The organism is Prevotella sp. MGM2 (assembly GCF_002933955.1).
GTDB lineage: Bacteria > Bacteroidota > Bacteroidia > Bacteroidales > Bacteroidaceae > Alloprevotella.
The window spans coordinates 1-21,065 of the sequence record NZ_BEWW01000234.1 but is presented as its reverse complement, the minus strand read 5'-3'; the positions used below and the strand labels follow the sequence as shown (position 1 = coordinate 21,065).

General features: G+C 46.5%; 11 protein-coding genes. 8 read left to right on the top strand and 3 right to left on the bottom strand.

Annotated features, from left to right (window positions below):
• Window positions 1–271: 271 nt before the first annotated feature.
• From C5S62_RS05870 to C5S62_RS05860, 3 genes are all read right to left on the bottom strand, one after another.
• On the bottom strand, window positions 272–709 hold the full coding sequence (locus C5S62_RS05870; RefSeq protein WP_104404469.1) for a hypothetical protein: 438 nt from the start codon (window positions 707–709) through the stop codon (window positions 272–274).
• A gap of 39 nt (window positions 710–748) precedes the next feature.
• A complete protein-coding gene (locus tag C5S62_RS05865; RefSeq protein ID WP_104404470.1) occupies window positions 749–1,273 on the bottom strand; it encodes an FHA domain-containing protein in 525 nt (174 codons plus the stop codon).
• A gap of 110 nt (window positions 1,274–1,383) precedes the next feature.
• Window positions 1,384–2,376, bottom strand: coding sequence for an SPOR domain-containing protein (locus C5S62_RS05860; RefSeq protein ID WP_104404468.1), 993 nt, complete (start codon window positions 2,374–2,376; stop codon window positions 1,384–1,386).
• A 676-nt stretch (window positions 2,377–3,052) separates the two neighbouring features.
• Between C5S62_RS05860 and rlmD the strand changes: the two genes are divergently transcribed.
• The 8 genes from rlmD (at window position 3,053) to C5S62_RS05820 (ending at window position 20,718) form a co-directional block, all read left to right on the top strand.
• Window positions 3,053–4,477 carry a 23S rRNA (uracil(1939)-C(5))-methyltransferase RlmD gene (rlmD, locus tag C5S62_RS05855; RefSeq protein WP_104404467.1) on the top strand — a complete coding sequence of 475 codons (1,425 nt, stop codon included), beginning with the start codon at window positions 3,053–3,055 and terminating at the stop codon, window positions 4,475–4,477.
• A 33-nt stretch (window positions 4,478–4,510) separates the two neighbouring features.
• A complete protein-coding gene (locus tag C5S62_RS05850) occupies window positions 4,511–5,215 on the top strand; it encodes a hypothetical protein (protein WP_104404466.1) in 705 nt (234 codons plus the stop codon).
• Between the two features lie 82 nt (window positions 5,216–5,297).
• The gene (locus C5S62_RS05845; RefSeq protein WP_104404465.1) at window positions 5,298–7,658 is read left to right on the top strand and encodes a zinc-dependent metalloprotease; all 2,361 of its coding nucleotides are present in this window, start codon (window positions 5,298–5,300) and stop codon (window positions 7,656–7,658) included.
• 180 nt (window positions 7,659–7,838) lie between these two features.
• Window positions 7,839–9,800 carry an OmpA family protein gene (locus C5S62_RS05840; protein ID WP_223301159.1) on the top strand — a complete coding sequence of 654 codons (1,962 nt, stop codon included), beginning with the start codon at window positions 7,839–7,841 and terminating at the stop codon, window positions 9,798–9,800.
• A gap of 728 nt (window positions 9,801–10,528) precedes the next feature.
• A complete protein-coding gene (locus tag C5S62_RS05835; protein WP_172485967.1) occupies window positions 10,529–12,817 on the top strand; it encodes a family 20 glycosylhydrolase in 2,289 nt (762 codons plus the stop codon).
• Window positions 12,818–12,859: 42 nt separating this feature from the next.
• Window positions 12,860–14,854: a fructose-1,6-bisphosphatase gene (locus tag C5S62_RS05830; RefSeq protein ID WP_104404462.1), complete on the top strand. Its 1,995-nt coding sequence runs from the start codon at window positions 12,860–12,862 to the stop codon at window positions 14,852–14,854.
• Between the two features lie 82 nt (window positions 14,855–14,936).
• The gene (locus tag C5S62_RS05825) at window positions 14,937–16,139 is read left to right on the top strand and encodes an L-serine ammonia-lyase, iron-sulfur-dependent, subunit alpha (RefSeq protein ID WP_104404461.1); all 1,203 of its coding nucleotides are present in this window, start codon (window positions 14,937–14,939) and stop codon (window positions 16,137–16,139) included.
• Window positions 16,140–16,815: 676 nt separating this feature from the next.
• A complete protein-coding gene (locus tag C5S62_RS05820) occupies window positions 16,816–20,718 on the top strand; it encodes a translocation/assembly module TamB domain-containing protein (protein ID WP_133159519.1) in 3,903 nt (1,300 codons plus the stop codon).
• Window positions 20,719–21,065 lie beyond the last annotated feature (347 nt).

The window sequence follows — 21,065 nt, the reverse complement described above, 5'->3', positions numbered from 1 at the left end:
TGAAGATATTGTGGCTGACCTTTTATAAGATTGTGAGCGGAAAGAAGTTCTGAGAGAGGCAAGACGGTAATGGAGCAACTCTGAGGCTGATTTTCAATAGCAACTGTTAATATCTCACCTCCCGCAGACAGCAAAGGAAAGTATTGGCTGCCTGCGGGAGGTGATTTTTTTGCGGATGATTCTATTCAAATGTAAAACGGCATGCCAAGGCTATTGAAATCATTCTGTCTGTTTTCAGCCGGAGGTTTAACTGACATGCTTCGATGCGTTTTTACCGGTAAGACGTTCGTTTGAAAATCATCTGCGAGGTCGTCTTTACCAGTTTTTGCCCTTTCGCTTTTTTTATTTCATTGCCTCCTATGGTGCGGTAGCTGAAAGTGGAGTCAGTGAGTTGGGTGAATTCGATGGTCTGAGCGTCGGAACCGGAGTCATTGCTCATTCTCAGTGTGGCTTTTTTCCCTTTGATGTGGTGTTCCGTGAGAAACCATGTTCCGTAGATGCCCCGGCCGTGAAGGTAACCGCCCATTTTTCCGAGAAAACTGAAACCGGGGGCTTCCAAGTCGTTTTCGTAGAGGTTGAGGGTGAGCGAAAATTGGTGCTCATCGTTGACATACGTTCCTTTAAAGGGCTTTTGTTCAGGCTGGGCTATGGCTGCAGAGGTATATATTATGAAAAAGGTTGCGGTGAGTAAGAGGGTGAATGTTTTCATGGTGGTAAGGTAAAGGCTGGCAAGACTGACGGAATTTGTTCATTCCGTTTCGGGCAGGCGCAGAATAAGCGTGGATGCGCCGATGGTAATGATGTCTCCGTCTTCCAGAAGTGCCCGTTCGCGCACTCCGAGGATATTGTTGTGCAGAAAGGTTCCCGTGCCCGAAGGGCCGTCGGTTATGGAGAATATGCTTTTGCCCGTTGAGCGGTCTGTCTTCACATTGATAACGCAGTGGGTGGTATCAATGCTAGGGTCTACGGTTTTGATGGGGCAATTGGCTTTTGTGCCTCTCACATGGCGGCCAATGACATTGTTGCCTTCGTAAAGGGGCAGTTCCTGTGAAAGTTGGAAAGCGTTTTCCAGTATTATTAATGTGCCTAATGCTGTTTTTTCAGTTTCCTGTTCTTCCGTTGCAGCATCTTCGTTTTTCTTTTTGGCGCGTATTTTTATTCTGAACTGATGATGGCAGGCCGGACATTCAAAAACCAACACCTGGCCGTCTTCGTAGCGTGTTTTGTCAAAAACGATGGGTTCGTCGCATTTGGGACAACGGATGCGTTTCATCTTGTAAGGATTGGTGGGATTATACAAATAAAAAAAGCGGATTTTTCAGGCTTTTTTGGGGAAAATGCGCAATATTTGCGGCACGTTGGAAAACGTACCTTTTTCTATTGTCAGTTTTTCATTATCCAGGCTTCGGCAAAGATGGCGTCTTTCTGCCGAAGTTTTTCAAGTTGGGCGTAAGCTTGTGCCTCGTCGGCGTATCGGCCGTAAACTACGCGCACCATTCCCGGCCGGGCTGTTACGTTTGCCTGATCGAGTCCTTTCCTGCGCATCTGTTCAGTAACGGTTTCGGCATTTTTTTTGGTTATGCGGCTCATCACCACAATGGTGTAATGTTCTTTATCTTCGGTTTCGGGAGCCGGGATTGTATCCTGATCCGTTGTTGGAGCCGGTTGGGCTACAAGTTCGGTTGCTTGAACGGGCTTTGGGGAAATGTTGGCCGGCAGGGGAGGCCGCTGCACGGGCCTGCACGATGCTGTTTCAGGTACGACGGAAGTATGTACCGGCGCTATAGGCGTGGCCCACAGGAAATAGAAGAAAACGGCCACAGCTGCCGCTGCCGCATAGTTGATCACGTCTTTATTGAATTTCAGCGTGTAAGTTTCTTTGGGCTTTTTCTTCCGGGGGGTGTCGGCGGTTTCCTTGTTCTCCGTTTTCCGGCTATTGCACGAAACGGTCGTATGACTTTGCGGTGTGATGGTGAATGAACTCAGCCCGTAAAGAGCCGGTGAAAGCACGCCGGCCTCGTTGGGTATGAACCGGTAGCTTCCGCCGAAGTCCATCTCCAGGCGGCCTATACCATGAAACTCGAATGAGCCTTGTTGCTGTAACTGGTTTTTCAGTTGCAATACGGCTTCTTCTATGATACGTAACGTTTCGGGGTAGCTGGTTTCGTGCGCCTGCATGTATGACTGTACGAGCAGGCCGTCGTTGAGTTTCAATTGCGGATTAAACCCGACGGTGCGGCGGGGCGGCAGAAATAGATTCTCACAGCCTACGTGACGCGCTGATACATATTGAGTTACGAATCCGCCCAATTGCGGTACGATGACGCAATCGTGACTCAACAGCAGTTTTTCTATATGTCGGGATAATTCATTCATACTGCAAAGTTAAAATAAAAAAATGAGATACGGAAAACATTGCCGTGGATTTGATTTGGGATTATTTTGGTTAAAGTCTGTGATGGAGGGTTCTTCAGAACTTCATCTTCAAGTAAATCAAGAGACTATCATAAAAACTGTCTTCCGCAGTTTTTTTGAGGGTCATGAACAGGTAGGTGGCGTCGCTTGACGGTTGGATGAAAAACAGGAAAATCCGGATATGGAATTTAACGGGCAAGCCGCAAAAGCATGCGTGTCCTGTTTTTAACACTATTTGCTTTCCGCCGGAAAATGTATTATCTTTGTAAAAGCGGAGCGGGGCTTTTCATGGGGAAGTCCCGCTTTTTCTATGTTTTTCGGGCATATACCAGTGGTTTTTCGGTGGATTTTCAATGAAAAATGTCCGTATTGCAATTTAAATTTGAAGTATTCGTGTTAAAAATCCGATACGGACTTTTCCCATTCCAATACTTGGAGTTGAAAAAACAAGGGTTTGAAATGTAATGAAAGGTTAAAAATGTTAATTGTGAGTTTCGGTTTGCTGATGCAGAAATGTTCAGTTCCCTTTTACAGTTTTCCGGTAAGTTTTTTATATTATTCCTTATTTTTTTTGTCTTTCCTTTGAGTTGTGTTATCTTTGCGTAAATTTTTAAGACACAATTGTTAATATAATAATATGGCAAGAAAGAAAAAGCCGCTTCCTCTGCTGGAAGAAGTTACCATTACTGACGTGGCGGCTGAAGGTAAGGCGATTGCTAAAGTTGACGGACTGGCCGTTTTCGTACCCTATGTGGTGCCCGGCGATGTGGTGGATTTGCAGGTGAGGCGTAAGAAGCACAGCTATGCCGAAGCCGAGGCGGTGAAATTTCATCGCTATGCGACAGAGCGTGCCGTACCCTTTTGCCGGCATTTCGGCGTGTGTGGCGGTTGCAAGTGGCAGTGTCTGCCTTATGAAGCCCAGTTGCGCTACAAGCAGCGGCAGGTGACCGATGCGCTTACCCGCATCGGAAAGGTGGAATTGCCAGAGATCAGTCCTATTCTTGGCAGCCGGCAGGACCGGGCTTACCGTAACAAACTGGAATTCGGGTTTTCCAATAAGAGATGGCTCACCAATGAAGAGGTGGCTTCCGGCGTGAAGTTCGACTGCATGGATGCCGTCGGGTTTCACATAACGGGAGCGTTCGACAAGATTCTCGACATAGAGGAGTGTCACCTGATGGGCGAGGAAAACAACCGTTTGCGCAACGGCATACGCAGTTATGTTTTGGAGCACGGCCTGACGTTTTTTGACTTGCGCGCGCAGGTAGGACTGTTGCGCAACATGATGCTGCGCACTTCGGCCACCGGCGAAATCATGCTCTTGCTGCAATTCTGCATCCGTTCGGCCGAGGAGGAGCAACAGGCCATGGACCTGCTTGATTACATAAAGGAAAACTATCCGGAAGTAACGTCATTGCTCTACGTCAACAACCTCAAGTGCAACGACACCATCGGTGACCTGGAGGTGAAGACCTTTCACGGAACGGACTACATTTATGAAACGATGGAGGGATTGCGTTTCAAGGTGGGGCCGAAGAGTTTCTATCAGACCAATACGGAACAGGCCTACGAACTCTATAAAGTGGCGCGCGACTTTGCCGGTCTGACAGGCGAGGAGTTGGTTTACGACCTGTATACCGGTACCGGTACCATTGCCAATTTTGTGGCCCGTGGTGCCAAGCGCGTCATCGGAATTGAATATGTGCCCGAGGCGATAGAGGACGCCAATGTCAATGCCCGCCTTAACGGATTGGACAACACGCTGTTCTTTGCCGGCGATATGAAAGATATTCTCACGCGTGATTTCATAGATCGGTACGGCCGTCCGGATGTCATCATCACCGACCCGCCCCGGGCAGGCATGCACGGCGATGTGGTGAGTACCATCCTTTTTGCCGCCCCCCGGCGCATCGTCTATGTGAGCTGTAACCCCGCCACTCAGGCGCGCGACCTGCAACTGCTCGACGGTGACTATAAGGTGGTGCGCGTGCAGCCTGTCGATATGTTCCCGCAGACACACCATGTGGAGAATGTGGTGCTGCTGGAGCGGCGCAATGGCTGATGTCTTTTCATAGTCCCGTAATGATAGTTTGCCATGATGAATGTCCGTAAATATAATCCGGTGCTCAAGAAACGGCTGGAAGAACTAGCCGGTAGAGGTGTGGCGGCGGATTTTGAACGCTTTTTCAGCGGCTTGAGCAATGCGGAGCGGCGGACGGCAGGCTATTTGCTGGGAGAGGAAATATTGCCGCAATTGCAGATGCAGGAGCAGTTCTTCAGGCTCTTCTTTACGGTGGTTCCCGCCAATCCCAAAGCTTTTTTAGGGACATTCCTGAAAGCCCTGGTGGCTCTTTACCGGCAGGGGACGGTACGTATAGCCGAAGTGGACTGGGCTGGTTATGCCCGTCTGGCATCATCGGTAGACCGCAGCAAGATACTCGTGACTCTGTTGCCGGCGCTGAATGCGGCAGAAGAGGTTGAAACGTTACTCCGCCATTTTGGGAGTGAAAGTACGGAGGCCCGTGTGGCCTGTTTGATACGGGGAGGAACGGTGCCCTGCTATTACCTTTTGTTTCAGACTCTGCGGAGAGCCGACGACAATAGTGAATTGTTGCGGCGGTGCTGTCTTCTGCTGATGCGTAAGGGGGATAGCGTGTCATTTAATATGGCTTGTGTCATCAGGCAGTATTTCGGTGTGGAGAATCTTCCCGGAACGTTTTCCCTGAAACTGAAGCCTTATCAGCTCGGCCGATTGGATTTGAACGAACAAATACTGCTGAAACTTCTTAAAGGTGAATAAAACAAAATAATTAACCGGCCGGTCGCCACACTGTTGTTGAAGGCGCAAGTGTGGTATAACGGCCATATTAATTTCATTATCCATGAAAAAGTTTTTATTAATTCTGTGTGCCGCTTTGTGCCTCACTTCAGGGGCGGAAGCTAAGAAAAAGAGAAAACAGCCGGTTGCCGCGCCGACTGCAGTGCAGCCTGTAACCAATAAGGGACTGTTCAATGTGGTTCGTAATGGTGCAGATTGGTTTTTCGAGATTCCCGACTCTCTTATCGGCCGTCGCTTCCTTGTGACGGTACGTTATACTTCCACGCCGGGCGGAACAGATAAATATGGTGGCGAACTGGTGAATCAACAGACTGTTTATTGGCAAAAAGCCCCTAATGACCAGCTGCTGTTGCGTTCTGAATTGCTGATTAATGCCGCTGATTCTGTCGATGCCATCAACCGTGCGGTTATCAGCAGTAATGAAAATCCCATTATCGGTTCCTTTAAAATAGAAAAGAAGCAGGGCAAGAACTCAAAAATCAAAGTTTCCGGTTTCTTTAATGAAGATAATCCGGCCTTGGGCGTGTCTTCTTATGCCAAATCGGCGTTTGGCCTGCAAGCGTATCTGCCGATGGCCTCCTACATAGAGAGCATTAAAACCTTCCCCCTTAACACGGAAATCCGCACCGTAAAGACTTGGGCTACTCAGGCACGCAATACTTATGCCGGAGCTTTTACCGGAAAGGTCACCATAGGACTGAATGTCTCTTTCGTCTTGTTGCCGGAAGTGCCCATGCAGCGCCGTTTCTTTGATCCGCGCGTAGGATATTTTGCCGATGACTTCAATTATTTTTCGGATAATCAGCAGCGGGTGCAGAATAAAAGCTTTATCACGCGATGGCGTTTGGAGCCTAAAGACAGCGCAGACGCTGAACGCATGAAGCGTGGAGAATTGGTCGAACCTAAGAAGCCTATTGTCTATTATATTGATCCGGCCACGCCGAAGCAGTGGCGTCCTTATCTCATACAAGGCGTTAACGATTGGCAGAAAGCCTTTGAGAAAGCCGGCTTCAAGAATGCCATTATCGGTAAGGAATGGCCGGAAAATGATTCTACCATGTCAATGGAAGATGCCCGTTTCTCAGTAATCCGTTATCTGGCGTCTCCTATTCCTAACGCTTACGGCCCCAATGTGCACGATCCGCGTTCCGGCGAAATACTTGAAAGTCATATTTGCTGGTATCACAACGTTATGACGCTTGTGCATGACTGGTATATGATACAGGCCGGAACTATAGACGAGGCTGCACAGAAGATGAAGTACGATGAAGATTTGATGGGCCAGCTCATACGGTTTGTGTCATCGCATGAAGTGGGACATACGCTGGGGTTACGTCATAACTTCGGCTCTTCGAGTTGCGTTCCCGTGGACAGTCTGCGCAGCAAAGCCTGGGTAGAGGCTCACGGACATACGCCCAGTATTATGGACTATGCCCGTTTTAACTATGTGGCACAGCCGGAAGACAGTATTTCGCGCACCGGTATTTTTCCCCGTATCGGTGAGTATGACGATTGGGCCATCCGTTGGGGCTATGCACCGATGTTTGAGGCTTATGATGATGAGAGCGACCGTTATGAGTTGAACAAGTTAACTACGGCCGTGCTTAAGGACAATCCGCGGTTGTGGTTTGGCGACGGTGAGACGAATACGACCAACGACTCACGTTGTCAGACGGAAGACCTTGGCGATGATGCCGTGAAAGCCAGCGATTATGGCATTCTGAACCTGAAGCGTGAATTGAAAGCACTGCCTGAATGGACGTATGAGGGAAATGACTTTTTCGGCAATAATCTGAAGAGTATGCACCGACAGATTACGACCCAGTTCCTGCGTTATGTTTATCATGTGAATGCCAATATTGCCGGCGTCTATAAAGACCAGCTCACGATGGACGAAGAGGGGAGTGTTTATACCAATGTTTCCCGTGACAAACAAAGGTATGCGCTTGATTTCCTTGATCGTCATATCTTTAATGAACCGCGTTGGCTGATAGATCAGGATTATGCCGGCCGCCTCTTCCCTGAGCCGCAGGATTATACTATTAATATAGGCAAACAAGTTTTGGCAAAGATGCTTAATACCGGTCGTCTTAACAATATGAATAAGGAGTATCCGGCTGATGATTATTTGTCTGATATCGCCGGTAAGCTTTTCAAGGAAGTGAAGAGCGGTGCCAAGGTGACGGCTTACCGCCGTGCTCTGCAGACAACGTATGTGGCGGCTTTGATTGCTTATTTTAATTTTTATGAGTTGAATGCTTATGGAGAGTCTCGTCCCGCGGTGCTTAATATGCTGACATCTTTGAAGAAGCAATTGTCGGCCTCCCGTGTTGCAGATGCTCCGACCAAGGCACACTATGCCTCTTTGGTAGATGTCATTACGCGTGCGCTGGCTGTAAAATAAACAGTCAGACTGATGTAATAAGGAGGGGATGATTCCGTTATTGAATTAATGAGATATCCATATCCTGTTATGATTATTTGTCCATATATTCAATTTCCCGATACCCGAAGCCGGTACACGCTGCTTTTTGGTTTGTTCTTACTTATGTTACAAACCGGTTGCAGTAGTGTTGAACGCATTTTGAAACGTGCGGAAGCGGCTCAGGGTATTGGGGAATATTGTGAAGCTGCCAATTTATACAGGCGCGCTTATCAGCGCATTCCGTCAAGGGAACGCGACCGCCGTGGAACTGTGGCCTACCGGATGGGAGATGCTTACCGTCGTTACGGCAATACGGCCCGGGCGCTGAGTGCTTATACCAGTGCTGTCCGTTATCATTATGTTGACACACTGACGTATTTCTACCAAGGTGAAATGCTGCGTCTGTCGGGCAATTATAAAGGAGCGGCCGAAAGTTACCGGCAACATTTAGAACGTTATCCTGAAGATGCCGTTGCCAGTGCAGCCCTTGAGAATGCTCTTTCCGCTCCCGCAGAAAAAGGAAAAAGTTCGGCCTATACTGTTAAACTGGCAACCATGTTCAACGGTAACCGGTCGGACTACGCGCCGGCACTGATGGGAACTGACGCTGCGGAAATATATTTCACCACAACGCGTTCGCAGGTGACAGGTAATGAGTTGAGTGGCATTACCGGCATGAAGAACGGTGACATCTACGTTTCGCGTAAGGATGAAAAAGGAAAATGGAAAATAGCAGAAATGGCCGAAGGCGTCAATACCTCCGGCGATGAGGGAGCCTGCTCGTTTTCGCCTGATGGGCAGACGATGTATCTTACCGTATGCCGTACTGATCCGCAATATCCCCGTATGGCTGAAATATGGACGGCGCGGCGTAGCGATGCCAAATGGAGCAAGCCGCAGGCGCTGAAAATTACGGCCGATACGCTCTCTTCCTATGCCCATCCGGCAGTTTCGCCTGACGGGCGTTGGCTGTATTTCGCTTCCGATATGCCGGGAGGTTATGGCGGGCTGGACATCTGGCGGGCCGAAATAATTCCCGGGCACGGATTAGGTCCGGTAGAAAACCTAGGAGAGCAGATAAATACTCCAGGTAATGAAGTATTTCCCGCTTTGCGTCCGGACGGTGAATTATATTTCGCCTCGGATGGTCATACACCTAATTTGGGCGGTCTTGATCTTTATCGCGCCGTTGAGGACACGGTGACGCACCGTTGGTCCGTCCGTCATTTGCCGGCACCGATGAACAGCAATGGTGACGATTTCGGCATAACCTTTGAAGGACTGCATAATCGTGGATATTTTTCCTCCAACCGTTCCACCGGCGGCCGGGGATGGGATAAGATTTATTCGTTTTCCTATCCGGAGGTGTTGCAAACGGTGAAGGGATGGGTGTATGAGCAGGATGCCTACGAACTGCCCGGCGCCACCGTCTATATGGTAGGTAACGACGGTACCAACCTTAAATTCGGTGTGCGTAGTGACGGCTCGTTCGAGCAGCCCGTGAAACCAGGGGTTGACTACATCTTTCTGGCTATGTGCAAAGGCTTTTTGAATTGTCGCAACGAACTGCGGGCCGACACCCTTGAAACGGAGTTTCAGCACGTGTTGCAGTTTCCCTTGCCTTCAGTCAGTATTCCAGTGCTGGTGCGCAATGTTTTTTATGAGTTCGACAAAGCCACTCTCACAGACGCGTCCCGTGAGGCTCTGGACCGTCTGACAAATCTTCTGAAAGAAAATCCTAACATCACCATTGAGTTGGGGGCGCATTGCGATTATCGCGGTAATGATGCCTATAACGAACGGCTTTCGCAGCGCCGTGCCGAAAGTGTGGTGAAATATCTGACCGAACATGGCATCGTGAGCGAACGGCTTACGGCTAAGGGCTATGGTGAGAAACAACCTAAGACGGTGACTAAAAAACAGGCTGAGACTTATGATTTCCTGAAAGAAAACGATGTTCTGACCGAAGAGTTCGTTTTGAAACTCACCTCCGAGCAACAGGAAATCTGCAATGCACTCAACCGGCGTACCGAATTTAAGGTACTGCGTACAACCTACGGACTGTTTGACGAAAAGGGGCATCTTCTTCAGGATAAACAGGCAAAGTCCGGCACACCATAATATTTTGAAAGTACGGAGCGTGAGCGTCTTATACCGGTCTGTTTTCAGCATTCGCACTTTTAACACAATTTGCTTTTCGCCTGAAAATGTATTATCTTTGTAATAGCAGAGCGGGACTTTCCAATGGAAAGTCCCGCTCTTTCAGTGTTTTTCCGGTGTGTTTGGGTAGTTTTTCTTCGTATTTTTTCGCAGAAATCCCCGTATTACAATTCAAACTTCCCGTATTCGTGTTAAAATTTTAATAAGGACTTTTCAGAATCCGCGGCTTCAAACCTATATTTTAACACATAGGAATGTTGTGGAAAGTTAAATATGTTAAAGTCAAATGGCCGGTTTGCGTCATGAACGGTACATTTTACGTATTTATCCCATTGTACCTCTTATTGCGGCTTTCAATATTTTTCCTTCGGAGAAGGGGGGACAAGGAAATATAGCGGAAATGTAAAAACAAGTATAAATAAGTAGGGAAAAGTCCGGTTTTACTTTGTATTTCGCCTCTCTTGGCGTAACTTTGCAGTTAAAGTAAAAAAACACTGTAAATCGGGCATGCCTGAACGGCACGCACAATAGTTTCGCCGGCAAAGGACGGAAGTGTCCGCTCCGGCTGTTGCTGCTTTGTTTAAGTTTTAAGACCGGCGTGCGAAGTTTCACTAGCGGCCAGTATGAAAGGAAACCGCAAAAGGAGTTTAAACAAGAACTTTACTATAAACATAAATACTGTCATCACCATGAGACATACTACACAAATAGCATTCATCCTCTTATTTTCATTGTTTTTGCATGCGCCAGTGGCGGCACGCAGCATAAATGTCATTCCTACGCCCCAGTCGGTGGTTATGGGAGAAGGGGCTTTTAAACTGACCTCCTCTACCCGCATAGAGGGACAAGGCAAGGGAGCCGGTGAAGTAGCGGATTTCTTTATCGGAAAATTATATCGTGCCGGAATGAGAGCCTCTGAAAAACGGGGAGATAAAAAACAGGGATCCGTCATTTTTAAAATAAGTGCCACTGCTCCGGAAGGCCGTGAGGCCTACGCTTTGGAGATAGGTCCGCAGGGCGTATTGGCACAAGCCCGTACTACAACCGGCTTGTTTTATGCCGCACAGACGCTACTCCAGCTTTTGCCGCCCCAGGTAGAGGCTACGGCCGCTACGGACAAGAGCTTGTTTCGTACTGCTCCCACATGGGAACTCCCTTTCCTCAAAATAGAAGACGCTCCCCGTTTTTCCTATCGCGGTGTTATGCTCGATCCTTGCCGCCATTTCATTCCGGTGTCTGCCGTGAAGAAACACATAGAGCAGCTTGCCGCTTTTAAGATAAACAAGTTGCATTGGCATCTTACGGATGATCAGGGATGGCGTATTGAGATAAAGAAATATCCCCTTCTCACAAAAGTGGGCGCCTATCGCACAGAGGGCGACGGTTCCAACTATGGAGGTTACTACACACAGGAGGAGGTAAAAGATGTGGTGGAATATGCCCGCAAGCATCATATAGACATTGTTCCCGAATTAGAAATGCCCGGTCACGGCATGGCGGCAATAGCTGCTTATCCATGGCTGTCGTGCCACGGCGACACGGTTAAGCCGCGCATCATCTGGGGGGTGGAGGACGTTGTTATATGTCCCGGGCGTGAAACTACTTTCACGTTCCTGAAGGATGTCATAGATGAAATGCTACCTCTCTTTCCCGGAGAACTGTTTCACATAGGCGGCGATGAATGCCCGCGCCAGCAGTGGAAGACCTGCGACAGTTGTCAGGCACTCATGCAACAGGAAAAATATACCAGACTTTCACAGCTTCAGAGTTATACCGTGGGAGAAATAGGCAAATACTTGAAGCAAAAAGGCAAACGGCTTATAGGTTGGGATGAAATACTGGAAGGCGGTAATTTGGATTCTTCGGCCATAGTCATGTCGTGGCGAGGTGAAGACGGTGGAATAACGGCTGCCGGCATGGGGCATCAGGTGCTTATGACACCTTCGAGCCACGGCTTCTATTTTGATCAGTTTCAGGGCGATTATGTAACAGAGCCGACAGCTATAGGCGGTTATAGCCCTCTGGAGAAAGTCTATGCTTACGATCCGGTACCTAAAGCATTGAAAGAAACTGGAAAAGAACAAAATGTTCTCGGCGTTCAGGCCAACTGCTGGAGTGAATACATACACACAACGGACATGTTGGAATATCGTCTCTATCCCCGTGCATTGGCTCTGGCGGAAGTGGCATGGACGCAACCGGCCCGCAAGAACTTTGCCGATTTCTGCCGGCGCGTTGACGGTGACGCGGCGTTGCGTCTCAAAGCCTGGAATGTCAATTTCCACATACCGCTTCCTGAACAGCCAGAAGGATGTAACGACCAGCTGGCTTTCACTGATCATTGTGATTTGTCGCTGACTACTACACGGCCTCTGGATATTGTATATACCACGGACGGCTCACAACCAACGGAAACGTCTATGCGTTATGTGGCTCCCATCCGTCTGGAAAGGACAACAACCGTGAAGACTGCCACATTGCTCCCTTGCGGACTGATGGGGCCGATACGCACCATCAGTGCGACAAAAATGTCATATCTGCCGGCGGTTGAAGCTCCCTCAGGAGATAAGGTGAAATTGTCCCTCTACAATGGCCGTTATGCCTCTCCTTATATTCTGCCTGCTGTTCCGGATACGGTCATTACAGTGGAGAAAATAGAGGCTGTGCGTGGTCAGCGTCAGATTAACAGCCTGCTTGGGAAGTCGGAGGATTATGCTTCTGTGGCCGAAGGCTATATTGACATAAAGGAAAACGGCATTTATGAATTCTCATCCAATAACAGTCAGGTGTGGATTGACGGTTTACTCACAGTTGACAACAGTACGCTGAAAGTGGCCCGTTTTTCTCCCAACAAACGCCAGTTGGCCTTGGCAAAGGGCAAGCATGCCGTTAAAGTGGTGTTTCTGGGCGGTATCTTCAAGGGATGGCCCACCTATTGGGATGATGGAAAAGTGTCTTGCAAAAAAGTTGGACAATAATAAGAAAAACTCCCGACAACTTTATCTTATTAGAAATCATTCATGGCTAAAATACATAACATTTCTCTCAATAACGTTAAGGACGACTTGCGTTATTTACAGTTACTGGCCCGTGATTTTCCTACAGTGTCAAGAGTGACTACTGAAATCATCAATCTTGAAGCCATATTGCATCTGCCCAAACCGACAGAACACTTTCTGGCCGACTTGCATGGGGAGAACGAAGCATTTCAGCACGTTCTTAGAAATGCGTCGGGTAATATCAAGCGAAAGGTCAATGAACTATTCGGCAGTACTCTGCGTGAACAGGAAAAGAAAAATCTCTGTACTCTCATTTACTATCCGGAACAGAAGCTGGAGCTGGTGAAGCGGCAGGACGCCAATATGGCCGATTATTATCAGACAACTCTCAACCAGCTCATTACGGTATGTCGAAATGTATCTTCAAAATATACCCGTTCGAAAGTAAGAAAAAGCCTGCCAGAGGAGTTTGCTTATATCATCGAGGAGCTATTGCATGAATCTACGGAAGATCATAATAAACAGGCTTATTTCAATGTCATTATACAGACAATTATCGGCACACGGCGCGCTGACCATTTTATTATAGCCCTCTGTTATCTTATACAGCGGCTGGCTATTGACCGCCTGCATATTCTGGGCGATATTTATGATCGTGGACCCGGAGCCCATCTCATAATGGATACTCTGTGTAACTATCATAATATAGATATGCAATGGGGTAACCACGACATCCTGTGGATGGGAGCGGCAGCCGGAAATATGGCTTGTATAGCAAGCGTCTTGCGCCTTTCACTCCGCTATGCCAATACGCAAACACTTGAAGAGGGGTATGGCATAAACATGGTCCCTTTGGCGACATTTGCCATGGAGACGTATGCTGATGATCCTTGTACTGTCTTCATGCCCAAAATAGATAATGGCGCCAAGGGGATTAATGAAAAAACCAGACGTCTCATCGCGCAAATGCACAAAGCGATAGCTATCATACAATTCAAACTTGAGGGGGCGCTTTATGCGAGGCATCCGGAATGGGCGATGGAAGACCGTTCTCTGTTGGAAAACATACATCTTACGAAAGGAACAATAGAACTGGGCGGAGAGATTTATGATTTACTTGATAAGAATTTCCCGACTCTCCAGCCTGATGATCCTTACCGGCTCACCAACGAAGAACAGGAACTCATGAATCGCTTGCAGCACTCGTTTCTCATCAGCGACCGCTTGCAGCGCCATGTTAACTATCTCCTTTTACATGGCAGCATGTATAACGTTTTTAACTCTAATCTGTTGTTTCACGCTTCAGTACCTTTGAACGAAGACGGAAGCTTGAGGAACGTGCTCATTGGTGGGAATTATGCTCATGGCAAGGAACTGTTAAGCCGCATAGAGCAGATGGTACGGACGGCATTCGATTCTGTGGTAGAGAAAGAGGAGCAGGATAACGCATGTGACTTCTTCTGGTATCTGTGGTGCGGGCCGGACTCACCTCTGTTTGACAAATCAAAGATGTCTACTTTCGAACGTTATTTCATAGCGGATAAAGCCACACATGTAGAGAATAAAGGGTGGTATTATACCTTGCGCGATAAAGCAGAAGTGTGCGATCGGATTATGGATGAATTTGAAGTGTATGGTCCTCATCGGCATATTATCAATGGGCATGTTCCTGTGCGCGTAGGTAATGGTGAGACTCCCATTAAAGCTGATGGACGTTTAATGGTCATAGACGGCGGATTTGCCCGCGCCTATCATAATACCACCGGCATTGCCGGTTACACTTTGGTATATCACAGTCGTGGATTTCAGTTGGTACAGCACGAGCCATTCTCTTCTACTGAAGAAGCTGTCATTAACGGAACAGACATTCGCAGTACGACACAGATTGTAGAATTGACCGGAGATAGAGCAATGGTGAGCGACACTGACATTGGGCAGAAACTACGTACTCAAATAGCTGATTTGGAGAAACTGCTTGTGGCTTATCGCCGGGGTATAATCAAAGAACGTACCTGACATAAGGAGATTCTATGAGTATTTGCTATAAAGTAACACATCTTTCCTCTACTCAAATATTTGAAATTTTAAATAATAGGATATGAAAAGTTTAAGAGAATTATATCGCATAGGCCAGGGACCATCCAGCAGTCATACTATGGGACCGCGTATGGCCGCCGAGAGAGTCTTGCAACAAAATCCGGATGCTGCGGTATTTCGTGTCACTCTTTACGGAAGTTTGGCGGCAACCGGAGAAGGGCACCTTACAGACTATGCTATCAAACAGGTACTAGGAGAAAACCGCACAGAAATAGTGTGGCATCCGGAAATAGTCCCTTCATTTCATCCTAACGGAATGAAATTTGAAGCATTAGACAGTAATAGACAATGTTACTATGAATGGACCGTTTACAGTATTGGCGGTGGGGCACTGGCTGAAGAAGGAGCATCTCCGATTGATACACCGGAGATTTATGAATTGGATCATCTGGCCGACATACAGGAATGGTGCAGAACCAGAGGCAAAAATTATTGGGAATATGTAGAAGAGTGTGAAGGGCAAGAAATTTGGGATTATTTGGCAGAAGTATGGCAAGTTATGAAAGCGGCCGTAGAGCGAGGTATTGACCATGAAGGAGTTTTGCCCGGTTGTCTGAACCTACGCCGGAAGGCTCCGGATTACTATATTAAGGCGATGGGCTATGGAGCTAACCTTCAGACGAGAGGACTGGTGTTTTCCTATGCACTGGCTGTGAGTGAGGAGAATGCTTCCGGCGGACAAATTGTCACGGCGCCTACTTGTGGAGCTTGCGGAGTAGTTCCTGCAGTGCTCTATCACATACAGAAAAGCCGTAAATTTTCAGACAAACGTATTTATCATGCTTTGGCAACAGCCGGTATAATAGGTAATATAGCGAAGAGCCGTGCGTCTATATCCGGGGCCGAAGCCGGTTGCCAGGCTGAAGTAGGTGTAGCGTGTGCCATGGCCGCGGCCGCAGCCAATTATATTTTTGGTGGTAGCCTTGCTACTATTGAATATGCTGCGGAAATGGGATTGGAACATCATTTGGGGATGACATGTGACCCGGTATGTGGTCTTGTACAAATACCATGTATTGAACGTAATGCCCATGCTGCAGCTCGTGCTTTAGACGCAAATATTTATGCCACTTACGCTGAAGGGATACACCGTATTCCTTATGATAAAACAGTAGAAGTTATGAAGCAGACAGGGCACGACTTGCCTTCGCTTTACAGAGAAACAAGTGAAGGTGGCCTTGCCAAAGAATTTAAGAGCGTATAATTTATAAAGATGCAGAAAAATGCGGATATTCTTTTTATCCGCATTCATACAAATAATTATATAGCCTCAGTATACTTTGCTACCATAATAGAAGAAAACGATCAAACGGATAAGAAACATAGCACGTATAATAGCATGTAGCCTTATTTCAGGCTACTTGCTACTTCTTTTTATTGCAAACTTTTCTCCAGCACAACGCTGGCTAGCAAATATCATTGAGAGTTCTTTGGAAAAAAAACTTCATACGGAAGTTTGTATTAAAAGGGTGGAATTCGGTTTGTTCAATCGTGTCATTTTACATGATGTAACAATTTATGACCTTCAAGAACAGCAATTTATACGTGGAAATATTATTTCAGCCAAAATAGAATATCTTCCACTTCTTAAAAAGGAAATCTCTCTCCGGTCTGTCTCTTTGCTGGATGGAAGGATTAATATTTATAAGAAGCATGCAGATAGTACCGCTAATTATCAATTTATTCTTGACGCTTTTGCTTCTTCTGAAAAGGAACCTTCGAAACTTAATTTGCGCTTAAACTCTTTTATCATTCGACGAACCCAAATTTCGTATAATGAACTTTATAAGCCTCAAACTCCCCAAAAGTTCAATCTCAGTCATGTCCGAATTTCAGATTTAGATGCAAATATCAGTCTCAAACGACTGACGCCTGACGAATTGATTTTCCGTATTCGCCATCTTTCGCTCAAAGAAAGCAGTGGGTTGCAAGTAAAGAAATTGACTATGCGAGTGACTGCTGATCGCAAGAGATGCCATATTTCAGATTTTAAATTACAACTTCCTGGCAGTATTATATCAGAGAACAATCTATATGCCCAATATGATGCTGCCGATATTTCGCAGATAATAAAAACGATACGGCTCCATGGTAGGATAAGGCAAGCACATATCTCTGCGAATGATGTTATGTGCTTTCTGCCTCAATTGCAGTATGTCGGAGCGTCTTTCGAATTATCGACAGATTTCAATATTACGCCTCAAAGTATCTCTTTGTCAGCCATAGATATCTATGGTTGTGATGGCTGTCTTGAGCTAAAAGGCAAAGTGTTGATGAAACGTCGGGATGGTAAAATAGTCCATACGGACATTCATGCGGAAAAAGTAAAAATGGCTTCAGAGGCCGTACGTCCCATTGCCGGTAAATATTTGAAGAACCCCGTGCAGAATGTGATTAATTATTTGGGCGATATTACACTTGCCGGAACATGCAGTTTACCTAGTCAGGGAAACAAACAGATACAGGCAGAAATCATGACTGGTGTCGGAGAGGTTAACATATCCGCACAATGGCAAGGTCAAACCTGTACAGCGCAAATTTCGTCGCCATTATTGGACTTTACTTCCTTGTCAAAGGAAAAACTGCCACAGAGCATTGGTTTTAAAGCCGATGTTTATGCGGATTTCACAGATAAGAAACAGCCTGACGCTTCCCTTGATTTGTGTATAGAACATTTGGCTTATAGAGGGTATGCGTATAAGGACATCACAGTAGATGCAGATTTGGCTCAGGCTAATTTAGCCTTGGTCTCACAGTGTACAGATCCGAACCTTAACCTCAGTGTCCGATTAAAAGGTGTCATTGATGAGAAGCAGTTTAAATCATTGGCGCTTCAGGCTGATATCCGCAATATAGCTCCGTCTAAATTAAATATGTTTTCTCGTCAGGGAATGGAAAACATTTCGGCCAAAGTATCTTTAGAACTGCCGCAAATCATAGGCACGCGTTGGAGCGGAACGCTAGATGTGACAGATTTTGTTAAAAGAGGTAAGTCTTTCGAAGACACCTATAAGCTGGATAGGTTCCATTTAGCATTAGCACCTTCGTTTCGGGGTACATCACTCGTTTTGGACTGCGATTTCGGGCATGCGGAAGTTGATGGCGTCTTGTCTGTATCCTCTCTCATGGAGAGTGTGCAACACATTTTAGGCAAGGCTTTTCAAAAAACAAATTCTGACAACCGTCCAATCATTAGCAAGATGAGTGGAAGAGACTGGCCAGAGTGGCAATTTTCGGCAACCTTATTCAAGACAGACTTTTTCAATAAGGTTCTGAATCTGCCGTTGGCTATTGACGGTCCGGTCAATATCGAAGGAAATTTGCGGGCTGACGGGCAACGTTTTTCTATTATTGGAGGTACAGCAGGATTTGATTTTAAAAATTTGGCCGTCAAAGATTTCAGTTTCTACTTGAGCGGAGAGAACGATGAATTTTCATGTCTTACACAAGGAACAAAAAAGATCGGTAAGAATGACACCCGATTTGCCCTTACCAATAAAGCCTACAATGGAACTATGGCGAGCCAGCTGACTTGGTCAGACAATGCTCAAAAATTCTTCGGACAAATAAAAACCAATACTTACCGGAAATTATCCCCGACAGGACAGCACATTATAAGTACAGACATATTGCCGACTGATATAACCATCAGTGACTCCACATGGCTCGTCAATGGCGGTAATGTTAGTTTTAGTGACAGGCGGGTGGATGTTTCTGGTATACGCATCAGCCACAGGGATCAGTCCTTGTCGCTTGGGGGAAGTCTGACATCATCCTTACAAGACAGTATTAAGGTTCAGCTCCACAGGATTGATGTGGGATTTATTCTGAATTTGATAAATCTGCAGCCGGTTTCCTTCAGTGGCTTGGCAACCGGTTCCATTTATGCCGGAAAAGATGTCGGTGGAAATTTTCTCATTGATGGCAGGCTCAACGTTCCGGACTTCCATTTCAATGAAGGAAAAATGGGGGATGCCGCTGTTAATCTTAAGTTCAACACAGGAAACAAGCGACTGTATATCAATGCGGATATGCAGGAAGACCAAGTTAGTCGCACCCAAGTTAACGGTTATGTCGGAATAGCAGAAAAGGCACTCGACTTACACGTACAGAGCCAAAATACCAATCTTCATTTTTTGCGTCGCTATATTTCCAATATTTTTGGTGATATTACCGGGCGTACCTCCGGAAAATGCCGTATTTACGGTACTTTCAAGAAACTCGACTTTGAAGGTTATGAACGGGCTAGGATGGGAGCTACGGTATTGGCTACAGGCTGTCGTTACGATGTCAGCGACGGGAGAATAACGATGCTGCCCGGTATTTTTGATTTTAAGGATTTTACTCTTACTGACATCAGGGGAGGGCGAGGCAAACTTAACGGTAAACTGAAACATGAACATCTTAAAAGAATAACCTACGACTTCGCCGTAGAGGCCAATCATCTGATGGCCTATGACAAAGACAAGGATGTAGACACGCCTTTTTCTGCCACGGCCATCGGTACCGGCAATATCCATTTGTCCGGCAGTCCCGGGCTTATCAATGCCGACATCAGCCTCAAGCCGGAAAATGGCACCATGATAGTATATGCCGTCAACAATCCTACGGTCTTTGGCGACAGCACGCTCCTTTCTTTTCAGAACAAAGTACTGCAGCCTGTTGAGGCTGAAACAGATTCCGCTTTTTCAATATCCGATGTAACGGGTATTGTAGAACAAACCATCGCAACGCTTCCTCAACCGGTGGAAGACGAACAGTTGCCGAATACCACAGACATTCATCTCAATTTTCTCATAGACATGCAGCCTGAGGCCGCTCTTAAAATCATCATGGACGAGAAAAGAGGAGATTACCTTATTCTGCACGGAAGCGGTCCTCTGCGTGCTACTTTCCATAATAAGGGACTGTTTCAACTGTTTGGTACCTACACTGTAGACAGAGGCAGCTATAAAATGGCCATACAGGACCTTATCCGTAAAGACTTTCAGTTCCAGCGCGGTGGTACCCTCACTTTTTCCGGTTTGCCGTTTGAGGGAGATTTGGACATGCAGGCAGTTTATACTGTCCCATCGGTCTCATTGTCCGATTTGGGGCTCGGATCAGGATTTTCCGATAATTCCGTTCGGGCAGACTGCATTCTCAAGTTGTCAGGCAAGGCATTGGCACCTCAAATATCCTTCGACCTGAACTTACCTAATGTCAGCGATGATGTCAAGCAAATGGTCCGCAGGCTTATTTCTTCCGAAGAAGACATGAACATGCAGATTCTTTACCTTTTGGGGATAGGCCGTTTTTATACTTACAACTTTGCCTCCTCGCAGGCAGCTATTGACGGACAGTCGCAGAGTTCTGTAGCCATGAAATCATTCCTGTCGAATACTCTCTCAGGACAACTTAATAACATTATTTCCAATGCTGTAGGTTCTTCAAAGTGGAGTTTCGGCACTAATCTCTCCACCGGACAAATTGGCTGGAGCGACATGGAAGTTGCCGGAATCCTGAGCGGACGGTTACTCAACAACAGGCTTTTGATAAACGGGAATTTCGGTTATCGCGACCGTGCCGCCTCAACCACCAATTTTGTGGGCGATTTCGACATCAACTATTTGCTCACCCCCGATGGCTCTGTCAATCTTAAAGCCTACAGCGAAACCAATGACCGGTATTTTTCCAAGTCGTCCATGACCACTCAGGGCATAGGTATTCAACTTAAGAGAGATTTCACCAACTTTCGCGATTTATTCACTATCAAAAAGAAAAAAAGAAGGCAAAATAAATAAGAGATCTGCTTGCGGAAAATAGGAAACTGGGCGTTTTACTTTAACATTTTTAACTTTCTGCAACATTTCAATAGGTTAAAATATAGGTTTGAAGTACTGAATGTTGAAAAGTCAGTATTGGATTTTTAACACGAATACTTGGATTTAAAATTGCAATACGGGGAATTTTCAGTTTTTTACCTCAGAAAAATACTGGAAAATGCCTGAAAAATACTGAAAAAGCGGGACGTCCCATCTGAACTTCCCGCTTCGCTGTTGCAAATATACGAAATTTTTAAGGCAAAAGCAAATAGTGTTAAAAACGGGTCAAGCCGAAAACACGGTGCATGAATTTTGAGAAAAGTGTT

Excerpts from the sequence above, each read along its gene's own strand:
- C5S62_RS05870 (WP_104404469.1), bottom strand. The coding sequence starts at position 709 with ATGAAAACATTCACCCTCTTACTCACCGCAACCTTTTTCATAATATAT.
- C5S62_RS05865 (WP_104404470.1), bottom strand. The coding sequence starts at position 1,273 with ATGAAACGCATCCGTTGTCCCAAATGCGACGAACCCATCGTTTTTGAC.
- C5S62_RS05860 (WP_104404468.1), bottom strand. The coding sequence starts at position 2,376 with ATGAATGAATTATCCCGACATATAGAAAAACTGCTGTTGAGTCACGAT.
- rlmD (WP_104404467.1), top strand. The coding sequence starts at position 3,053 with ATGGCAAGAAAGAAAAAGCCGCTTCCTCTGCTGGAAGAAGTTACCATT.
- C5S62_RS05850 (WP_104404466.1), top strand. The coding sequence starts at position 4,511 with ATGATGAATGTCCGTAAATATAATCCGGTGCTCAAGAAACGGCTGGAA.
- C5S62_RS05845 (WP_104404465.1), top strand. The coding sequence starts at position 5,298 with ATGAAAAAGTTTTTATTAATTCTGTGTGCCGCTTTGTGCCTCACTTCA.
- C5S62_RS05835 (WP_172485967.1), top strand. The coding sequence starts at position 10,529 with ATGAGACATACTACACAAATAGCATTCATCCTCTTATTTTCATTGTTT.
- C5S62_RS05830 (WP_104404462.1), top strand. The coding sequence starts at position 12,860 with ATGGCTAAAATACATAACATTTCTCTCAATAACGTTAAGGACGACTTG.
- C5S62_RS05825 (WP_104404461.1), top strand. The coding sequence starts at position 14,937 with ATGAAAAGTTTAAGAGAATTATATCGCATAGGCCAGGGACCATCCAGC.